At 72.8% G+C, this 19,352-nt stretch carries 10 protein-coding genes; 3 read left to right on the forward strand and 7 right to left on the reverse strand.

The genetic code is table 11. The annotated features are described in order from the left end of the window. The 3 genes from C7456_RS15675 to C7456_RS15685 all read right to left on the reverse strand — a co-directional run. Positions 1 to 7,744 (reverse strand): cadherin-like domain-containing protein (locus C7456_RS15675; protein ID WP_170120234.1); only part of this gene is annotated, 7,744 nt, incomplete at its 3' end. 638 nt (positions 7,745 to 8,382) lie between these two features. Then, entirely contained in the window at positions 8,383 to 11,946 is a 3,564-nt protein-coding gene (locus C7456_RS15680) for a hybrid sensor histidine kinase/response regulator (RefSeq protein ID WP_139942799.1), read from the reverse strand. Then, entirely contained in the window at positions 11,936 to 12,724 is a 789-nt protein-coding gene (locus tag C7456_RS15685; protein ID WP_109724746.1) for a response regulator transcription factor, read from the reverse strand. The genes C7456_RS15680 and C7456_RS15685 overlap by 11 nt, the downstream gene beginning before the upstream one ends. A 203-nt stretch (positions 12,725 to 12,927) precedes the next feature. On the opposite strand from C7456_RS15685, the gene C7456_RS15690 reads away from it, so the two are divergent. From C7456_RS15690 to C7456_RS15700, 3 genes are all read left to right on the forward strand, one after another. Next, positions 12,928 to 13,833 carry a LysR family transcriptional regulator gene (locus tag C7456_RS15690; protein ID WP_109724747.1) on the forward strand — a complete coding sequence of 302 codons (906 nt, stop codon included), beginning with the start codon at positions 12,928 to 12,930 and terminating at the stop codon, positions 13,831 to 13,833. Positions 13,834 to 13,926: 93 nt separating this feature from the next. Further along, on the forward strand, positions 13,927 to 14,493 hold the full coding sequence (locus C7456_RS15695) for a UPF0149 family protein (protein WP_109724748.1): 567 nt from the start codon (positions 13,927 to 13,929) through the stop codon (positions 14,491 to 14,493). After that, positions 14,451 to 15,800: an aminopeptidase P N-terminal domain-containing protein gene (locus C7456_RS15700; RefSeq protein WP_109724749.1), complete on the forward strand. Its 1,350-nt coding sequence runs from the start codon at positions 14,451 to 14,453 to the stop codon at positions 15,798 to 15,800. Before C7456_RS15695 ends, C7456_RS15700 begins: the two co-directional genes overlap by 43 nt. A 291-nt stretch (positions 15,801 to 16,091) precedes the next feature. Here C7456_RS15700 and cydX read toward each other — a convergent pair whose 3' ends face one another. The 4 genes from cydX to C7456_RS15720 all read right to left on the reverse strand — a co-directional run bounded on the left by cydX (position 16,092) and on the right by C7456_RS15720 (position 19,288). Further along, positions 16,092 to 16,229: a cytochrome bd-I oxidase subunit CydX gene (gene cydX, locus C7456_RS15705; protein WP_109724750.1), complete on the reverse strand. Its 138-nt coding sequence runs from the start codon at positions 16,227 to 16,229 to the stop codon at positions 16,092 to 16,094. A gap of 20 nt (positions 16,230 to 16,249) precedes the next feature. After that, a complete protein-coding gene (gene cydB / locus C7456_RS15710) occupies positions 16,250 to 17,380 on the reverse strand; it encodes a cytochrome d ubiquinol oxidase subunit II (protein ID WP_109724751.1) in 1,131 nt (376 codons plus the stop codon). Positions 17,381 to 17,498: 118 nt separating this feature from the next. Further along, positions 17,499 to 19,076, reverse strand: coding sequence for a cytochrome ubiquinol oxidase subunit I (locus tag C7456_RS15715; protein WP_211306344.1), 1,578 nt, complete (start codon positions 19,074 to 19,076; stop codon positions 17,499 to 17,501). After that, positions 19,076 to 19,288, reverse strand: a complete 213-nt coding sequence (locus tag C7456_RS15720) for a hypothetical protein (RefSeq protein ID WP_109724753.1) — start codon at positions 19,286 to 19,288, stop codon at positions 19,076 to 19,078. Before C7456_RS15720 ends, C7456_RS15715 begins: the two co-directional genes overlap by 1 nt. Positions 19,289 to 19,352: the final 64 nt, after the last annotated feature.

Consider the following 19,352-nt stretch of genomic DNA (forward strand, 5'->3'; position numbering starts at 1 on the left):
CGGTGACGGTGACGGAGGCGGTCTCGGTGACGCCGCCGCTGGTGACGGTGTAGGTGTAGGTGTCGGTGCCGGTGTAGCCGGCATTGGGCGTGTAGGTGACGGTGCCGTCGGGGTTGATCGTGACGCTGCCGTGCTGGCCCTGGGTGACGCCGGTGACGGCGGCATCGGGATTGCCGAAGCTGTCGTTGCCGAGGACGGTCGTGGTGACCGGCACGTTGGCGTGGGTGGTGGCGGTGTCGTCGTGCGCGTCCTGCACCGGGGTGACGGTGAGGTCCAGGGTGGCCGTGGCGGTGGCGCTGGTGGAGCCGGTGCCGTCGTCGACGGTGTAGGTGACGGTGGGGACGGTGCCGTTCCAGTCGGCGACGGGGGTGAAGGTGTAGCTGCCGTCGCCGTTGAGGGTGAGCGAACCGACGCCACTGATCGTGGCGGTCTGGCCGGCGGTGTAGTGCGTGCCGCCGACGTCGAAGCCGGTGACGGTGAGCGGGTCGCCGTCGGGATCGGTGTCGTTGGTCAGCACGTTGCCGGTGGCGGGGGTGTCCTCGGGTACGGTGTTGGTGTCGTGCACCGGCGCGGGGGGCGTGTTGCCGATGGTGACGGTGACGGAGGCGGTCTCGGTGACGCCGCCGCTGGTGACGGTGTAGGTGTAGGTGTCGGTGCCGGTGTAGCCGGCATTGGGCGTGTAGGTGACGGTGCCGTCGGGGTTGATGGTGACGCTGCCGTGCTGGCCCTGGGTGACGCCGGTGACGGCGGCATCGGGATTGCCGAAGCTGTCGTTGCCGAGCACGGTCGTGGTGACCGGCACGTTGACATGGGTGGTAGCCGTGTCGTCGTGCGCGTCCTGCACGGCCGTCACGTTCACGCTGACCGTGGAGGTCTTCGACCAGTGGCTGGTCGATCCGGCGGTATCGTCGATGCCGGTCAGGTGCTGGCCCGCGCCGGTCGCGCTGACGCCGGTGTCGGCGGCTGCGGTCGAGTCGGAGGCGCGGATGGTCAGCCCGCCCGGCACCGGGCCGTTGTAGTCCGCCGTCGGCACGAAGCGCAGCGGGGCCGCGGCGTTCAGCACGATGGCGTTGCCGTCGCCGAGGCCGCTGGTCGGCACGGCCTGCCAGGTCGCGCCGCCGTCGAGCGAGTATTCCCAGTGGCCCTTGGCGGCGTCGGTGTCGTTGCCGACGATGGCGACGTAGCCCAGCGCGCCGCTGGCGTTGCCGCCGCCGGGGATCGCGGTCTGGTTGTCGATCGCGTCGCTGTAGCTGCTCGCCAGGCCGCCCGCGGTGGTGGCGTAGGTCGCGTCCTCGTTGGTGGTCAGGTTGCGGGTGGCGTCGAGCGTGGGCTGGTCGTTGACGTTGGCGACGCTGGTCGAGAGCGTCACGGCGCCGCTGCTGTAGCGCGTGCTGCCGCCGGAGGCGCCGCCGGTCAGGTTGACGAAGCCGCCCTGGGCGGGCGGCGCGGTGCCGGTGGCGTCGCCGTTGGCGTCCGTTTCCACCAGTCGCGCGGTCAGCTGGCCCGGCGTGCCCTGGAAATTGGCGGCGGGGACGAAGCGCACCTGGGTGCCCGCGTCCAGCACCAGCGCGTGGCTGTTGGAAAGGTTGGCGGGGATGTCCACCCACGCGGCGCCGTCGTAGTACTGCCAGGTGCCCTGGCCGGCGACGGCGCTGTTGCCGGTGATGGCGATGCCCTGGAAGCTGTCGGCGCTGCTGCCGCCGCTGGCACCGTAGCCCGAGTTGTCGACGGTGTCGCGGCTGTCGTCGAAATGCGGGCCGAACAGCTCGCCCACGGTGTGGCCGCTCACGCCGGAGGTGTCCTCGGTGGCGGCCGGCAGGGTCGCGCTGCTGCCGTTGACGACCGCCGGGGCGTCGTTCACCGGCTGGACCGTGACGGTGTAGGTGCGCGTGGTGAGCAGCGCCGCCGAGCTGCCGTCCGCGTAGCTGTAGTCGCCGGGATCGGCGGCCGGGTTGTCGGTGTCGCCGGTCAGCGTGGCGGGGCGCTCGCCGTGCAGGCCCTCGTCGTTGACCACCACGGTCACCTGGAAGCCGCCGTTCCAGTCGGCGGCGCCCGGCGTGCCGGGCGCGTCGGGCAGGTTGACCGTCAGGTGCGAGAGCCGGTCGGTGATCTGCGCCTGCGTGCCGTCCAGCTCCAGGGTCGCGTGGCCCACGCCGGTGCCGGAAGCGATCGTGCCGCCGCTGCCGCCGATGGCGCTGAAGGTGAAGCCGGGCGGCAGCGTCACCGTCACGTGGAGCGTGCCGTCGCCGGCGTCCGCGTCGGTCACCGTGAGCGGCGGCAGGGCGACGGTGGCGCTGCCCTCGTTGACGCTCAGGTCGCCGACGTGGATCTGGGCCGGATCGTTGATCTGGGTCGGGAAGATGTCGCGCGAGCCGAGGGCGACGTTCTGCGCCAGGTTGCCCGGGAGGGTCGTGGTGGCATAGGGATCGAACGCATCGGTCGGCACCGCCTGGGTGCCGCCGGCCGTGGCGTTGTTCGGGCCGCCGTTGGCGCCGGCCTGGGTGCCGGCCGTGGCGCCGTCGGTGTCCACCAGGCTGCCGCTGGCCGCATCGTACAGGCGGTCGTCGGCGATGACCTGCAGGTGGTAGGCGGCGTCGACGTTGCTGTTGAGGGCGGTGGCGCTGCTCGTGTCGAGGGTGAGCCCGGCCAGGTAGGCGTTGATCTGCGCCTCGGTGCCGCGGATGACCAGCGCGTGGCCGGTGGTGCCGTTGCTGCCGTTGTCGTTGTCGATGACCAGGCCCGCCACGCTGGCGCTGGAGCCGAACGTGACGCCGGCATAGTCGGACTCGGTCAGCGCAGCGCCCGTGTTGTCGGTGATGCGCACGATCACCTGCATCACGCCGTCCGTCTCGCCGTCGGCGACGGTGCCGTCGTCGAGGTCGACGTCGCCGACGTGGACGCCGGTGATCGGCGTGGCGCCGGTGAGGTAGACGGTGCCCGTGCCGGCGTCGACCGTGGGCGCGTCGTTGACCGCGGTGATGGTGATCGGGATCGAGAGGTCGGCCGGCTCGTTGGCCTGGCTGCCCGAGCCGGTGTCGCCGCCGATGCGCGAGCCGCTGTCGTCCAGCGACATCGTCAGCGTCACGTCGCCGGCGTCGGCGCCGTTGTGGTCGGCGTTGTCGTTGGCCGCGCTCCTGTAGGTGAGCCCGAGCGCGGGGTCGTTGAGCAGGGCCTGGATGTCGCTGGCGCGGCCGGTGAGGGTGAGCGTGCCGGTGTTGTCGCCGGCGATGGTCACGGCCTCGCTGCCGCCCGCGCTCGCCGTCGCCGAGGTCTGCGTGCCGCCGCCGCCGATGCCCAGCGTGCCCTGGGCCACCGTGAGCGTGACGGTGACCGGCGTGTCGAACGCGGCCGACTCCGGGTCGGACACCACGAAGCCGCCGCCGATGTAGGTGGCCTGGTCCTCGTAGGTGGTCCGCGCGCCGGGGCCGCCCAGCGTCGCCGGCTCGTTGACGCTGGAGGCGCGCACCACGACCTGGTCGGCGAACAGGTTGCCGTCCACCGGGACGGCGTCGGTGCCGTACCAGTCGTACTCCGTGGTGTCCACCGGCGTGGGGGACGTGCCGTTGCCCGGCGTGACCGGCTGGTTGAGCGCGCCGCCGTTGGCGCCGGCGGTGAGCGCGCCGCTGCCGTCGCGCTGGCGGTCGTCGGCGATCACCTGCAGCTGGAAGGTGCGGTCGAGGTCGCTGCCGAAGGTGAGGGTCAGCGTCTGCAGCGCCGCGTTCACCTGGTCGCGGGTGCCGTACAGCACCAGGTAGTCCTGGTTGCCGGCGTGGCTGGTGTGCTCCAGGGCGGCATAGGCGCCGTCGACGGCGATGTGCGCGTCGTAGCTCTGGTAGTCGCTCAAGGCCAGCGCGTGGCCGTCGGCGTCGGTCAGGCGGACCGTGACCTGGACGTAGTCGTCGGCGGTGCCGGCGGTGGCGTCGGTGATGTCCGGATCGGACACGCTGAAGTAGTGGCCCGCGCCGTCCCTGACCGGGTTGTTCGCCGCGGTGGCACTGTCGATGTCGATCGGGCCGGCCGGCGCGGTGACGACCGGCGCGTCGTTGGTCGGGTTCGTGTAGAACCAGAACTCGTTGCCGGTCTGCTCCTTGTCGCCGTCGGAGATGCTGAAGGTGAACTTGTCGTCCGGCGTGCCCGGGTAGCTGCCGCCGGTGGGCTCGGCGCCGTCGTTGAGGTAGTAGATGCGCCCCGCCGCGATGTCGGCCTGGGTGAACGACGACCCCACGCCCAGGTTGCTGAAGTGGACGCCGTCGGTCGAGTAGGCCAGGCGCCCGTGCGCGGGGACGCCGGTGACGGTGTACTGCACCTGGGTGGCCGTGCTGTCGGGATCGTAGGCCTGCAGCATGGCGCTGGTGATCTGCGCGAAGCCGCCCTCGTCCACCGTCAGCGGGTTGTTGGCTGGCGCGCCGCCGATGTTGTTGGGCGAATCGGCCGGCACCGTGGGGTCGGCATCGTTGGGATGCCGCGCGATCTGCGGGGCGTCGTTGACGTTGGTGATCTGGATGGCGACGGCCGCGTCGGCGGCCGAGGTCGCGCCCCAGCGGTCGACGGCGGTCACGGTGAAGCTGGTGCTGCGCACTTCCAAGCCGGTGTTGACGAAGCGCAGCCCGGTGCTGCCGGCGTCGCCGGTGATCAGCGAGGCGTCGAGCATCTGGCCGACGGCGACGTCCTGCCAGTTGCCGCTGCCGTCCTTGTACTGCAGCGTGCCGCCGGACGGCAGGCTGGCGACCTCGAACTCGAGCGCGCCGGTGCCGGTGGCGTCGTTGTTGTAGGCGTAGTTGTCGCTGCCGTGCAGGGTCGGCGCGCTTTCCAGCGTGTCGCCGACCAGGCTGCTGCCGCTGTCGGCGTCGTCCGGATCGGTGATGCGCAGCTGCCCGGTGGTGATGTAGGCGTAGGAGGGATCGGCCGCGCTGCCCTCCGGGATGACCGTGCCCGACGAGCCGGTGGCGACCGGCCTGTCGTTGGCGGGCGTGATGTAGAAGTTGAAGCTCGGCGTCCAGGTCTCCGGCACCGCGGTGCCGTCCTGGATGGTGACCAGGCCGGCCGACACCGAGAAGTTGGCGGTGGTGGCGAAGTCCTCGCTGTCGCCGTCGTGCTGGAAGCGCACGTGGCCGGCGTCGAGGTCGGCCTGGGTGAAGGTGCCGTAGGTGTTGACGTCGACCCAGTTCACGCCGTCGCTGGATTTCTGCAGCCGGCCGGCGTTGCCGCTGCCGCCGCCGTCGCTGGTGAAGCCGAGGAAGGTGTAGATCACCTGCGCGGGATCGACGCCGTCGACGGTGTAGCTGAGCCCCGGCGTGCCGGGGCCGGGATTGCCCGACAGCACGATGGTGCCGCCCTCGTCGATGGTGCCGACGGCGGTGCCGGTGGACGGCTCCATGCCCGCGTAGGTCGAGCTGCGCTCGTCGGCGGTCTGGTCGTGCACCGGCCAGCTGCCGCCGTTGCCCGCGGGCGTCTGCGCCAGGTCGATGGTGAAGGTGAAGTTGCGCAGCGTGTCGCTCTGGGCGTCGCCGGTATAGACGCCGCCGATGCGGTCGAAGGTGGTGCCGTCGGCGTTCCAGCGCAGCGCCGTGGTGTTGTCCACCACCTGGAAGTCGAACGTGTCGGTCTGGCCGGCGGTGGCGCCGGCCACCTGCACGTACTGCACCCGGCCGGCCTCGACGTCGGCCATGGTGAAGGTGCCGCCGTCGGGCAGCTGCTGGCCGTTGAGCAGCAGGTAGCCGTGGGCGAGGCCGGCCTGGCTGGTGACGAAGCTGATCTCCTGGTCGGACGAGTCGACGTCGGTCGCGCCCAGCATGGCCGGCGTCAGCACCACCGAGTAGGCGCCCGCGCTGCCGTTGCCGGCCGCCGTGACGGTGGCGTGCTGCGTGCTGGCGTCGATCCAGCGCGGATCGTCGTCCACCGCATGCACGTCGAGCGCGATCGTGGCGCTGGTGGAGGCCGGCGTGCCGGTGCCGCCGCCGCCGTCGGTCACGGTGACGCCGAAGCTGTCGCTGGTGACGCCGTCGGTGCCGTCGTTGGCGTAGGTGAGCAGGTTGCGGTTGGCGTAGTCGATGGTGAAGCCGGCGGCGACCTGCGCCGCGGTGATCGCCGTGCCGTCGTAGTACAGCGTGCCGTGCGCGGGCAGCGCGGTGATGGTCAGCGCGAGGCTGGTGTCCTGCGGGTCGCCGCCGCCGCCGGCGACGATGTACTGGCCGACGTTGCCGGTGCCCGCGGCATTGGCGGGCTGCCCTTCGTAGACGATGCCGGTGCCGCTCACGGTGGGCGGCTGGTTCACCGGCTGCACGTTCAGGGTGACGTGCACGGTGGCGGACTGCGCGGCCGGCGTGGCGCCGTCGTTGGCCTTGGCGGTGAAGCCGTCGGCGGTGTCCTGGTCGGCGCCGGTGGCGGTGTGGACGTAGCTGAGCCGGCCGTCGATGACGTCCTGCTGGGTGAACACCGAGCCGACGCCGAGGCGGACGCCGTCGAGGGTGAGGTAGCCGTACTGGGGCAGGGCGGTGACGTCGTAGACGATCTGGCTGGCGTCCTGCGCGCCGGCGCTCACCTCGGGGTCGGAAGCGTTCAGCGTGTCCGTGCCGATCACCGTGACGCTGGGATGGCCGCCGCCGTCCACCTCGGGCACGGCGAGGCTGCCGTCGGGGACGGTGACCGGGTCGTTCGACGGCGTGATGGTCACGGCCAGGTCGGAGCTGCCGGTCAGGCTGCCGTCCTTCACCTCGACGTGGATGGTGGTGGTGGCCGCCGCGTTGCCCAGCTCCACGTCCGCCGCGGTGAACACCAGGCCGTTGAGCCAGTTCTGGGCATCGGCCACGGTGCCGGTGAACGTGGTGGCCGACAGCGAGCCCCTGGACGGGTCGGCGACCGTGGCGGTGACGGTCACCGTGCCGCTGCCGCCGACGTCGCGGATCGTCCAGCCGCTCAGGGTGGCATGGTCGGCGCCGGGCGCGTTCAGCACGCTCGGCTCGGCGACCGTGAGCCCCTTGCTGGTGGTGCCGACGGTCGGCGCGGCGAGCAGGCCGTCGTAGTCCAGCGCCAGCGCCCTGGTCTCGATGCGGCCGGTGGAAACCTCCAGGGTCCAGTCGCCGCCGCGGGCGGCGGCGCCGGTGTCGTCGCTGGAGGCCGCCACGTCGGCGTGGGTGAGGTCGGCAAGGCGGGAGACCAGCGCGCTGTCGTGGCTGGCCACGTCGCAGCCGTAGAGCAGGATGTCGCCGTGCGCGTCCAGGCTGGCGCCGATGGTGCGCAGCTGGGCGGCGTAGGCGTCCACGTTGGCGGCGGTCACCGTGTCGGTGCCCAGCGAGATCGAGTCGCTGGCGCCGTGGCTGACGATGTGCAGCGCCGTGATGCCGTGCTCGCCGCGCAGGGCATTGGCCAGCTGGTCGATCCCGGAGGCGTTGTCGTCCAGCACCACCACGCGGCTGCCCGCGGGAAGCTGGCCGACGATGGACTGCCAGTTCGCCACGCTCCGGTCGACCACGTAGACCTGCGAGGCCGCCGTGCCGGCCGGCGGCGCGACGGAGGCGGCCGGTCGCGCCGTGTCGCCGGCCGGCGCCGGATGCGCCGCCGCCTCCGGGCGCGGCGCCGCGCCGGGCAGGGCGCGGAAGGCGGCGCCGTCATGGCCGGCGCCGGCGGGATCGGCGGCATGGTGGTGGGCTTCGGCCAGCGCCGCGCCGTCGTACATCTGGCGCGGTTCGAGGGCGTAGCGGTGGGCGCGCGGGCGAAGGCGGAAGGGCTGCTTGGTGCGAGGCATCGGGATCGCCTTGGAAGTGGTCCGGGGAACCGCCCGCATCCGCAGGCCGCGGATACCGCTCCAGAGACACGCGGGGCGGGCGCCACCGACCCGTTCCGTCGGGCGGAGCTCGCCTGCGAATGCTGGTTCCCCATCGGATGGGCCGTCCCGTCGTCGGCGGCCCGGAAATGCAATTCAAACTACCTTTAGACTGTCCACAAGAGACAAATGCAAATTGCCTTTTGCGCAGCCATCGGCCCGGCTGCGGAGCGGCCGGCCGGAGGGTCGTGCCGGGTGGGAGGAAAGCGATGCGACGGCCCCGCGCGGGTCGTCCGATCGATGTGCTCGTCGCCGCGCGTGACGCGCGCCCCTGGCGAGTCTTCGTACATCCGCCTGCTCCCCTGTGCGATGGGATGCCCAGTGCGTCGAATGCTAGGAGCGCTTCCGCAGTGGAATAAAGACGGTGGCGCGGGAACTTGTGTCATGTCCGGCATGACGATCGGGCGATCCGGCAAAGCAGCGCGCGACGGCGGCGGCCGGGCCGGCCATCGCCAAGGCCAATATCGGCGCCGGGTTGGGGCCGGTCCGGCCGCCGACCCGGCTTTTGCCCGGACGGAAGCAGTGCGCTGGCGGCGCAACGACGCCAGCCCGTCTCCGGGCTATCCGGCGGCGGTGTCCGGGGCGGGCGCCGCGGTCCGTCCGTCGCCCGGGACGGGCGCCGCGCCGGCCTGCCGCAGCAGCCGTGCGACGGTTTCCAGCAGCCGCCGCTCGCTTGCGGGCTTGAGCAGGGCCGCGGTGAAGGCGAGCCGCGCGTCGATGTCCTGCGGGCGTTGCGGCGGCAGCGCGGAATAGAGCAGCACGGGCAGGTCCGGATGCTCGCGCCGCACCGCCTGCAGCATGTGCCAGCCGTCCATGCCCTGCATGCGCTGGTCGGTCAGGACCAGGTCGGGCGTCCTGCGCCGCAGGAGGTCGAGCGCCGCCGCGCCGTCCGCCGCCGGGACGGTCTCGAAGCCGCAGCCGTCGAGCAGGTCGCACAGCAGGTCGCGGCTCGGCGCGTGGTCGTCCACCACCAGCACGACGCGGCCCGCCCCGTCGATGTCGCCGGCGTCGCCTTCCCCGGCGCCGGGCTCGAGCTCGTCCTCGCCGGCGGGCGCGAGGTCGAGCTCGAAGCCGAACCGGCTGCCGCCGCCGGGGGCGGACTCGATCCGCAGGCGGCTGCCCATGCGGTCGAGCAGCTGTCCCACGATCGAGAGCCCCAGCCCGCTGCCCTCGTGGGGCGCCGCGTTGCCGCCGCGGACGAAGGGCTGCAGCAGGCGCTGGCGGTCGTCCTCCGGGCCGAGGCCGATCCCGGTGTCCTCGACCGCGAAGCGCAGGCGCACCGTCCCCGGCCCGGCGGGCGCGGCCGACACCGCGAAAAGGATGCGGCCGTCGCGGGTGAACTTGGCGGCGTTGCCGAGCAGGTTCATCAGCACCTGCCGCAGGCGCCGGAAGTCCGCCTTCACCAGCGGCGGCAGGTCGGGGGCGAACCGGCATTCCAGGCGGTTCCGCTGCCGCTCGGCCAGGAGCTGGGCGCGTTCCTCGACCTCGCGCAGGAAGCCGTGCAGGTAGCCCGGCGCCTCCACCAGTTCCAGTTCGGTCAGTTCGCCGCGGGAGAACTCCAGCAGCTCGTCGATCAGCTCCAGTTGCTGGCGCGCGCTGCCCTCGACGAGGCGCGGGTAGTCGCGCGCGGACGCGCCGGACCGCCATTGCCGGATGCCGTCGAGGATGCCGACCAGCGGCGAACGCAGGTCGTGGCCGATGTGCGCCAGCAGCATGCTGCGCGCGCGCAGGCTCTGCTGCAGCTCGGCCGTGCGCGCCGCCACCGTGCGCTCGAGATGCTGGGCGTGGCCGATCAGCACGCGCATCCGCCAGCGCCACAGCAGCGCCACGACGCCGAGCAGCGCCAGGCCGGCGCCGGCATAGGCCCAGGGCGTGCGCCACCACGGCGGCCGCAGGGTGAACGAAAGGACGACGGGCTCGGAGCGGCTGCGCTGGTTCTCGTCGATCGCCTGCAGCTCGAAGCGGTAGTCGCCGGGGGGCAGGGAGGCGTAGCGGACCTCGCGCAGGGAAGTCTCCACCCAGTCCCGGTCCACGCCGGGCAGGCGGTAGCGGAAGCGCACCGGGTTGCCCGCGCTGTTGCCCAGCACGGCGAAGCGCAGCACCAGCGCGCCGGCGGTCTCGAACGGCGGCGAGGGCGACTGCGCGTCCAGCTCGTGTCCGCCGTAGCGCGCGGACAGCAGCAGCGGGCGGATGCGCCGCGGCGCCAGCAGCTGGTCCGGCTTGAGCACGTGGCTGAGGCCGACCGGGGTGCCGATCCACACCGTGCCGTCCTCGTCGGCGTAGAAGGCGCCGTGGTTGGTCTCGTCCCAGAGCAGGCCGTCGCGCGAGGAAAGCCGCTTCCAGCCGCCGCCGTCCAGCACGTCCACGCCGTTGCCGCCGCCGGCCCACAGGCGGCCGCGGCGGTCGGTGCGCAGGAAGTAGAGCCGCGTGTCGTCCAGCAGCGCGTCGGCGACGCGCCGCACCGTCACGCTGGGGCCGGCGGCGACCGCGCCGACCAGCAGGCCGGGCTGCAGCGAGCTGAGCCAGAGCCGGCCGTCGGGCGTGATCGCCACGTTCTCGTAGCCGCCCATGCTCTCCTCCGGCAGCACGCGGACGCGCGTCCACTGCCGGCCGTCGTAGCGGAACAGCCCGGCGCTGCAGGCCAGCCACAGGCGCCCGGCGCCGTCCTCGGCGAGGTCCGAGCACATCGCGGTGGGGATCAGCCCCGGCGCCGCGCGCTCCACGCGGCCGCCGGCGGCGTCCACCGAGTAGAGCCCGCCCAGCGTGTAGGCCCAGAAGCGGCCGGTGCGGTCCTGGTAGGCGCCGCGGACCAGGAACGGCAGCGTGGCGACCTGCTCGGTGCGGTCGCCGTCGGGCCGGTAGCGCAGCACGCGGCCGTCGAACAGGAAGTACCAGAGGCTGCCGTCGGCCGCGGCCAGCACCGTGTGCGCCTGGTTCGGCGGCCTGGCCTGCAGCGGCCAGCGGTGCGCGCGACCCTGCGACGGGACGATCACCTCGCCGCCCCAGTCGTCGGCCAGCCAGACGGCATCGGGGCCGCCGCGCGCGATCGACCAGATCAGCGTGCCGTTGAGGCCCTGCGCGGCGGTCCAGTTCTCCACCGCGTCGCCGCCGCTCCAGTGCAGCACGCCGCGGCCGTAGGTGCCGATCCACACCGTGCCGTCCTGGTCGGCGAGCAGGGCGGAGACGCCGACGGCGGGCAGGCCGTTGCTGGTGTCGTACAGCTCCCAATGGCTGCCGTCCCAGCGCGCGAGGCCGAGGTCGGTGCGGGTCAGCACGCGCCCGCCGCGGTCCTCGGCCAGGTCGATGCTGGACGCCGCCACCTCGGTATGGTTGCCGGGCATGTCGCGCGCGACGAAGGCGTCGGCGCCGGCCGGCAGCACGCGCACGCTGCGGATGCCGCGCGCCCACAGGCTGCCGTCGCGGGCGCCGAGCAGGCCCAGCCAGTTGTCGTCCGGGACGCCGCGCGCGGGGCCGTAGCGGGTCAGCCGCCCGTCGCGCAGCCGGCAGAGCTGGCCGCCGCAGCCGAACCACACGGCGTCGCCGTGGCGGTAGACCGCGCCGACTTCGCGCAGTCCCGGTTCCTGCCGCAGCTGCGCGTCGTCGAACGGCGAATCGAGCCGCCAGCGGCCGGGCGCCGTTTCGGTGAGCGTCCACAGGCGGTGGCCGCTCACCAGCAGCATGCCGCCGGCCGCGTCCGGCGCCAGCGTCTGCCCGCGGTCGGCGAGCAGGGGATGGCCGTCCGGGTGGACCCAGCCGAAGCGGCCGTGCTCGTCGCGCAGCTGCAGGCCGGCCCGCGAGGCCACCCACAGGCGTCCCCTCGCGTCCTGCGCGATGCCGACCACCTCGGAGGTCTGGAAGCCCTGCTCGGCGCCGATCTGCTCGAAGACCATGCCGTCGAAGCGGTACAGGCCCTTCTCGGTGCCGGCCCAGACGAAGCCCTCGCGGTCCTGGAACATGCGCACGACGGAGAGGCTGGTCAGGCCGTTGCTCTGCTCGTAGGCGGTCAGCGGCAGCTGCGCGGCGGCCCGCGCCGGCGGCAGGCCGCACAGCGCCAGCAGCAGGCCGAGCGCCACCGGCCAGGCCCGGGGCCGGCCGGCCGCGCCGCCGTGGCGTTCACGGGGCACGGAGGGCGCTTCCGTCCGGCGCGGCGGCCTGCGCCTCCCGGCGGAACTGGCTGGGCGTCACGCCCATGCGCTCGCGGAAGGCGGTGGTGAAATTGCAGGCGCTGCGGAAGCCGACGCTCTCGGCGATGTCCTGCATGCCCAGGCGGGTGTCGGCCAGCAGCTGCCGGCCCCGGCGCAGGCGTTCCTCGCGGATCCAGGCGAACACGGTCATGCCCAGGTGCTGGCGGAAGATCGCCGACAGGCGCTTGTCGTAGGTGCCGACCGCGCCGGCGATCTGCTCCAGCGAGAGCGGTTCGGCCAGCCGGCCGGCGATCAGCCGCATCGCCGCGCGCAGCACGACCTCGTCCTGCGTCGGCAGGGCCTCCTGCTCCTCGGGCCTGTGCGCGGCCAGGTCCGGGCGGGGCATCAGCCGCAGGTGGATGCGGACGCGCGCGACCAGCTCGCCGGGGTCGCAGGTCTTGAGGATGTAGTCGACGCCGCCCTGGCTGAGCCCGGCGAGCCGCTCGTCGGTCGCGCCGGCGGAAGTGAGGAACAGCACCGGGATGCCGCGCGTGCGCGGGGACTCCTGCAGCAGGCGGCACAGCGCGAAGCCGTCCATCCCCGGCATGCGCACGTCGAGCAGGATCAGGTCGGGGACCAGCAGCTGCGCGCGCTGGTAGCCCTGCTGGCCGCTGGTGGCCAGGGTCACCCGCCACGGCTGCGCGCGCAGCGCCTCCACCAGCGGCCGGATGGCCTCCGGCGCATCGTCGATGACCAGGATGTGCGGCGAGCCCGGCACGTCGGAGCGATTCCCCCTGGATCCGCATCGCCCGGCGGGCGGGCGCGACCGCGCGAGTATAGGCCTTTCCGGTCAATGTTTTCCGCGCGGCCAAAGGTCCCGGGCGCCGTGGCAAAGACGGGCGCCTGATACAATGATTAATTTTGTGATCAGGAGCACGGCACGAGGATGGACCGTATGATCCACCGCCACCGGTTTTCGACATGGGTTTCATGGACCAGGCCAACAATCTGACCGACCTGTTCCTGCTGGTGCGGGTCATCGACGCCGGAGGCTTCTCGGCCGCCGCCGCGCAGGTGGGGACGACGCGCTCCCTGCTGAGCCGGCGCATCATCGGCCTCGAGCGGCGCCTGGGCGTGCGCCTGCTGCACCGCAATGCGCGCCAGTTCGCGGTCACCGCCGTGGGCGAGCGGGTCTACCGCCAAGCGCTGGCCATGTGCGAGGCCGCCGCGGCGGCGGAACGGGCGGCCGCGTTCTCCGGCGTCGCCAGCGGACTGGTGCGCGTCGATGCGGACGGGCTGCTGGCGGCCCTGGTGGCCGGCATGGTGCCGCCGTTCGCCGCCGCGCACCCGGGCATCCGGCTGGCCCTGAGTGCCGACGGCGGCAGCGTCGAGGCCCTGCTCAGGCAGCAGGTGGACGTGATCCTCACCATGCGCGAGGCGCTGCCCGACAGCGCCGACATCGTCGCCCGCTCGCTGGGCAGCATGCGGCTGGTCGTGGTGGCCAGCCCGGAGCTGCTGCAATGCCTGGGGCATCCCACGCACCCGGACCAGCTCGACGACGAGCATTGCCTGAGCTACGTCGGCGGCGACATGCCGAGCGAATGGATCCTGCGCGGCGTGGCGCCGCGGCGGCGGCAGGTGCGGCTGGCCTCGGCCGATCTCGCGGCGCTGCTCGCCGCCGCCCGGGCCAGCCTGGGCTTCGTCCAGCTGCCCCTGTACGCCTGCCTCGACGACCTGGCCGACGGCGGCCTGTGCCCGGCCTTCGAGGCCCACGAGCCGCCGCCGCTGCACGCGCTGACCATGCCGGGCAGGGCGGTCAGCGAGGCCACGCTAAGTTTCATCCGCTTCGTGCGGCAGCGCCTGGTGGCCGCGCCGCAGCGCGGTTGAGGCGCGCGGCGCTGCTCCGTTCCCCGGCCTTCTTGCGGTGAACGCCCGGGCGCAGGGATTAGACTTGCCGTCCGGACACCACGGAACGCCCGCATGACCGCCGCCCAACCGATCGACTACGACGAGCTGGATACCTCGATACGCCGGCTGCGTCTGAGCGTGGACGCCAGCGAGCTGCACGGCTCGCTGTGCGGCTTCCTGGCCGGCGGCGGCGCGCTGGGCCGGCAGCCGCTGCTCGCCGCGCTGCAGCTGGAAGGCGCCGAGGCGGCGGCGCCCTCGGCCGCCGACCAGGCGCTGTTCGAGCGGCTGGGCCGGCAGGCCGAGACCGAGCTGGCCGATCCCGAGCTGGGCTTCGAGCCGCTGCTGCCGGCCGACGACCGCCCGCTGGACGAGCGCGCCGACGCGCTGGTCGAGTGGTGCCGCGGCTTCCTCGGCGGCTTCGGCCTGGCCGGCGCGCCGGCGCACGCGAAGCTGAGCGAGGAGGCGCAGGAGATCCTGCGCGACCTCGGCACCATCGCCGCCGCGGAGCTGGACTTCGGCGACGCCGCCGAGGACGAGGACGCGCTGATCGAGGTGCACGAGTTCGTGCGCATGGGCGCGATGCTGCTGTTCGCCGAATGCCGCACGCCCGACCGCACCGGCCGCGGCACCCTGCATTGAGCATCGCGCCGGACGAATTCGCCCGCCGCCGCCGCCAGCTGATGAAGATGGCGGGCGAGGACGCCGTGCTGCTGGTGGCCGCCGCGCCCGAGCGCATGCGCAACGCCGACGCGCCCTGGCCGTACCGGCAGGATTCGGATTTCCACTATCTCACCGGCTTCCCCGAGCCGGAGGCGGTGCTGGCACTGCTGCCCGGCCGCAGGCACGGTGAGGCGGTGCTGTTCTGCCGCGAGCGCGACGCCGAGCGCGAGCGCTGGCACGGCGAGTCCATCGGCACCGAGCGCGCGGTGGCCGACTTCCGCATGGACGACGCCTTCCCGGTGGAGGACATCGACGAGATCCTGCCCGGCATGATGGAAGGCCGCGCCCGCGTGTACTGCCACTTCGGCCGCGAGCCGGCGTTCGACGCGCAGCTGATGGGCTGGATGCGCCGCCTGCGCCAGCTGCGCGGCGGCGGCGTGGTGCCCAAGGAGTTCGTCGCGCTGGGCCACCTGCTGCACGACCTGCGCCTGTACAAGTCGCGCGCGGAGCTGAAGCTGATGCGCGCCGCCGCCGCGGTCGCCGCCGAGGCGCACCTGGCGGCGATGCGCGCCGCCGTGCCGGGGCGCCACGAGTACGAGGTGGAGGCCGAGATCCTGCGCGCGATGCGCGCGCGCGGCGCGGTGCCGGCGTTCCCGCCGATCGTCGCCGGCGGCGCCAACGCCTGCGTGATGCATTACCAGGCCAATCGCGCCGCGCTGAAGGACGGCGAGCTGCTGCTGGTCGACGCCGGCGCCGAGGTGGAGTGCTACGCCTCCGACATCACCCGCACCTTCCCGGTCGGCGGCCGCTATTCGCGCGAGCAGCGCGCGCTGTACGAGGTGGTGCTGGCCGCGCAGGCGGCCGCCATCGACGAGGTGCGGCCGGGCCGGCCGTTCAGCGCCGCGCACGAGGCGGCGGTGCGGGTGATCGCCGCGGGCCTGTGCGCGCTGGGCCTGCTCGGCGGCGACGCGGACGCGGCGGTCGAGAGCGGCGCCTATCGCCGCTTCTTCCCCAGCAAGACCGGCCACTGGCTGGGCCTGGACGTGCACGACGTGGGCGACTACCGCGTGGACGGCCAGCCGCGCCTGCTGGAGCCGGGCATGGTGGTGACGGTGGAGCCGGGCATCTACGTGCCGCCGGACGAGCGCGGCGTGGCCGAGCGCTGGCGCGGCATCGGCATCCGCATCGAGGACGACGTGGCGGTGACGCGCGAGGGCTGCGAGGTGCTCACCGCCGCGGTGCCGAAGGAAGCCGAGGCGATCGAGGCGCTGCTGGCGCAGCGCTGAGGCCGTCGCTGCCTTTGCTCCCCTCTCCCTCCGGGAGAGGGGCCGGGGGTACGGCCGGAGCGCGGCACCTCGCCTCATCGACAAGCCTCAACCGTTCGCCCCGCCCGAACCCTCACCCGCCTGCCGGCACCCTCTCCCGAGGGGAGAGGGATCCATCCCCGGCGGACCGGGCAAGCGCGTCATCCGGCACCGCGTGCGCCCGGCCTTGCTTCCCTCTCCCCTCCGGGGAGAGGGCCAGGGTGAGGGGCGGGGCTTGCCCCAACGCTCGGCAGCCTTGAATGGCCGGGCGTATCAGGCCCCCTCGTCCGGCGGCGGCGGCTCCCGCCGCCGGTGCGCCTCGTCGGTGGCGTGCACCTCGTACCACATCGCGTTGAGGATGCCGAAGGCGCAGGCCAGCCCCAGTCCCAGGATCCAGGTGAAGTACCACATGGTCGATGCCCTCCGCTCGATCAGTAGCCGTGGCCGGCATTGCGCACGTGCTCCAGCGTCACGCGCCCGCGCAGCACGCGGAACACCCAGGCGGTGTAGAGGATCACGATCGGCAGCAGCAGCACGGTGGCGCCCAGCATCAGCAGCAGCGTGCCGCGGCTGGAGGAGGCGTCCCACACGGTGAGGCTGGAGCGCGGATCGAGGCTGGACGGCAGCAGGAACGGAAACAGCGCGAAGCCGGCCGAGGCGATCGTGCCGGCCACCATCAGCGAGCTGCCGAGGAAGCCGCCGAAGCCGTGCCGCCCGATGCGCCACTGCAGCAGCAGCGCGCCGCCCAGCGCCAGCAGCGGCGCCAGCCAGAACGCCGGGTACTGCAGGTAGCCGGCGAACCAGCTGCCGCCGGTCGCCACCTGCTTGAGCAGCGGGTTGGAGGCGCCGCCGGTGACCGCCGGCCCGACCACCGCGTAGCCCGGCACGCCGTAGGCCAGCCAGATGCCGGCGGCGACGTAGAGTCCTGCCCATATCAGCGCGGCCCAGCGCGCCAGCCGCGCGGCGCGCACGGCGATGGCGGTGTCGGCCTTCAGCGCCGCCCAGGCCGCGCCGTGCGCCAGCAGCATGCTCAGCGACACCAGCCCGGCCAGCAGCGCGAACGGGCGCAGCAGGCCGAAGAAGCCGCCCTGCCAGCTCATGCGCAGGTCCTCGTCCAGGCGGAACGGCAGGCCGAGGAACAGGTTGCCGAAGGCGACCCCGGCCAGCAGCGGCACCGCCACGCCGGAGCCCACCAGCACCCAGTCCCACAGCGCGCGCCAGCGCGGGTCCGGCACCTTGCCGCGGAAGTTGAAGCCGACCGGGCGCAGGATGAAGGCCAGCAGCACCAGCGCGATCGCCAGGTACATGCCGGAGAACGACACCGCGTACAGCATCGGCCAGGCGGCGAAGGTGGCGCCGCCGCCCAGCACGAACCACACCTGGTTGCCCTCCCAGGTGGGCTCCACCGTCTCCAGCAGCACGCGGCGCTCGTCGTCGTCGCGGCCCAGCGCGCGCAGCAGCGCGGCCAGGCCGAAGTCGTAGCCGTCCATGATGGCGAAGGCGATCAGCAGGACGCCCAGCAGCGCCCACCAGATCACCCGCAGGGTGGTGTAGTCGAACATGTGCCTTTCTCCTTTGCTTCCTCTCCCTTGTGGGGAGAGGATTGAGGTGAGGGGGACGAGTTTGCGGGGTGTGACATCGAGGCGTGCTTCGATGCCTCTCCATCACAAGAGTGGCCCCTCACCCCGGCCCTTTCCCCGCAGGGGAGAGGGAGTTGGCGTCGGCGGCCGGCCAGATGCCCAGCCCGTCCGGGCCGCGGCGCGCGTACCTGACCATCAGCGTGGCGTCGATCGCCGCCAGCACGGTGTAGAACAGCACGAAGCCGCCCAGCGAGATCCACACCTGCCCGGCGGTCACCGAGGACACGCCCAGCGCGGTGGGCAGGATGCCCTCGATCGCCCACGGCTGGCGGCCGTACTCGGCCACGATCCAGCCCAGCTCGGCGGCCAGCCACGGCAGCGGCAGGCTCCACAGCGCGAGCTTCAGGTACCAGCGCTTCTCGTCCAGCCGGCGCTTGCTGGCCAGCCAGAACGACCAGGCGAACAGCGCGATGAAGTAGAAGCCGCAGGCCACCATGATGCGGAACGCCCAGAACAGCACCGGCACGTCGGGGATGGTCGAGTCGGCCGCCTTCTGGATGTCGGCCGGCGTGGCCTTGCGCGGGTCGTCCATGAAGCGCTTGAGCAGCAGCGCGTAGCCCATGTCCTGGTCGTGCGCGGCCAGGATCGCCCTGGCCTGCGCGTCGTTCCTGTCCTCGCGCAGCATCAGCATGGCGTCGTAGGCCTCGAGGCCCGAGGCGATCTTGCCCTTGGTGTCCTCCACCAGGTTGGCGATGCCGGGGATCGGCTTGTCCAGCGAGCGCGTGCCGATCAGGCCCATCACCCAGGGGATGCGCAGGGCGAAGTGGGTGGTGCGCGCCTCGACGTCGGGCACGCCGAACACGGTGAACGAGGCCGGCGCCGGCTCGGTCTCCCACATCGCCTCGATCGCCGCCATCTTCATCTTCTGGTTCTCCGAGATGGCGTAGCCCGACTCGTCGCCCAGCACCACCACCGACAGCGCCGCGGCCAGGCCGAAGCTGGCCGCCACCGTCATCGAGCGCCTGGCGAAGTCCACGTTGCGCCCGCGCAGCAGGTACCAGGCGCTGATCGACAGCACGAACATCGCGCCCAGCACGTAGCCGGCGCTCACCGTGTGCACGAACTTGGCCTGCGCCACCGGGTTGAACAGCACCTCGGCGAACGAGGTGACCTCCATGCGCATCGTCTCGACGTTGAAGGCCGAGCCCACCGGGTACTGCATCCAGCCGTTGGCGACCAGGATCCACAGCGCCGACAGGTTGGTGGCCAGCGCGAGGAACCAGGTGACCAGCAGGTGCTTGACCCGCGAGATGCGGTTCCAGCCCAAGAAGAACAGGCCGACCAGCGTGCCCTCCAGGAAGAACGCCATCAGCCCCTCGATCGCCAGCGGCGTGCCGAACACGTCGCCCACGTAGTGCGAGTAGTAGGCCCAGTTCATGCCGAACTGGAACTCCATGGTGATGCCGGTGGCCACGCCCATGGCGAAGTTGATGCCGAACAGCACGCCCCAGAACTGCACCATGCGCTTCCACACCTCGCGCCCGGTCATCACGTAGACGCTCTCCATGATGGCCAGGATCCACACCAGCCCCAGCGTGAGCGGCACGAACAGGAAGTGGTACAGCGCGGTGAGCGCGAACTGCAGGCGCGAGAGGGTGACGACCTCGGGGTCGACGATCATGGCTGGCCTCCGTGCGGGGACGAGGACGAGGGCGCCAGCAGCCGCTCGACGGCGGCCGGGCGGGTGTCGGGGCGCGGGTACGCGGCCGTCGCCGCCCACCACACCAGGGTGAGCAGCGCGAACTTGGCGAGGACGAGGGCGACCAGCTTGACGGCGAGCCGGCGCAGCGGACGGGGCGCGGTCGTTACGGCGGGAGCGGCGGCGGGCATGCGGCGGCGGTCTCCATGCGCGGACTGCGCAGAGGATACGCCCATGGCGTGAAAAGGGCGCCGC

Origin of the sequence: Fulvimonas soli, from assembly GCF_003148905.1 — a bacterium.
GTDB lineage: Bacteria > Pseudomonadota > Gammaproteobacteria > Xanthomonadales > Rhodanobacteraceae > Fulvimonas > Fulvimonas soli.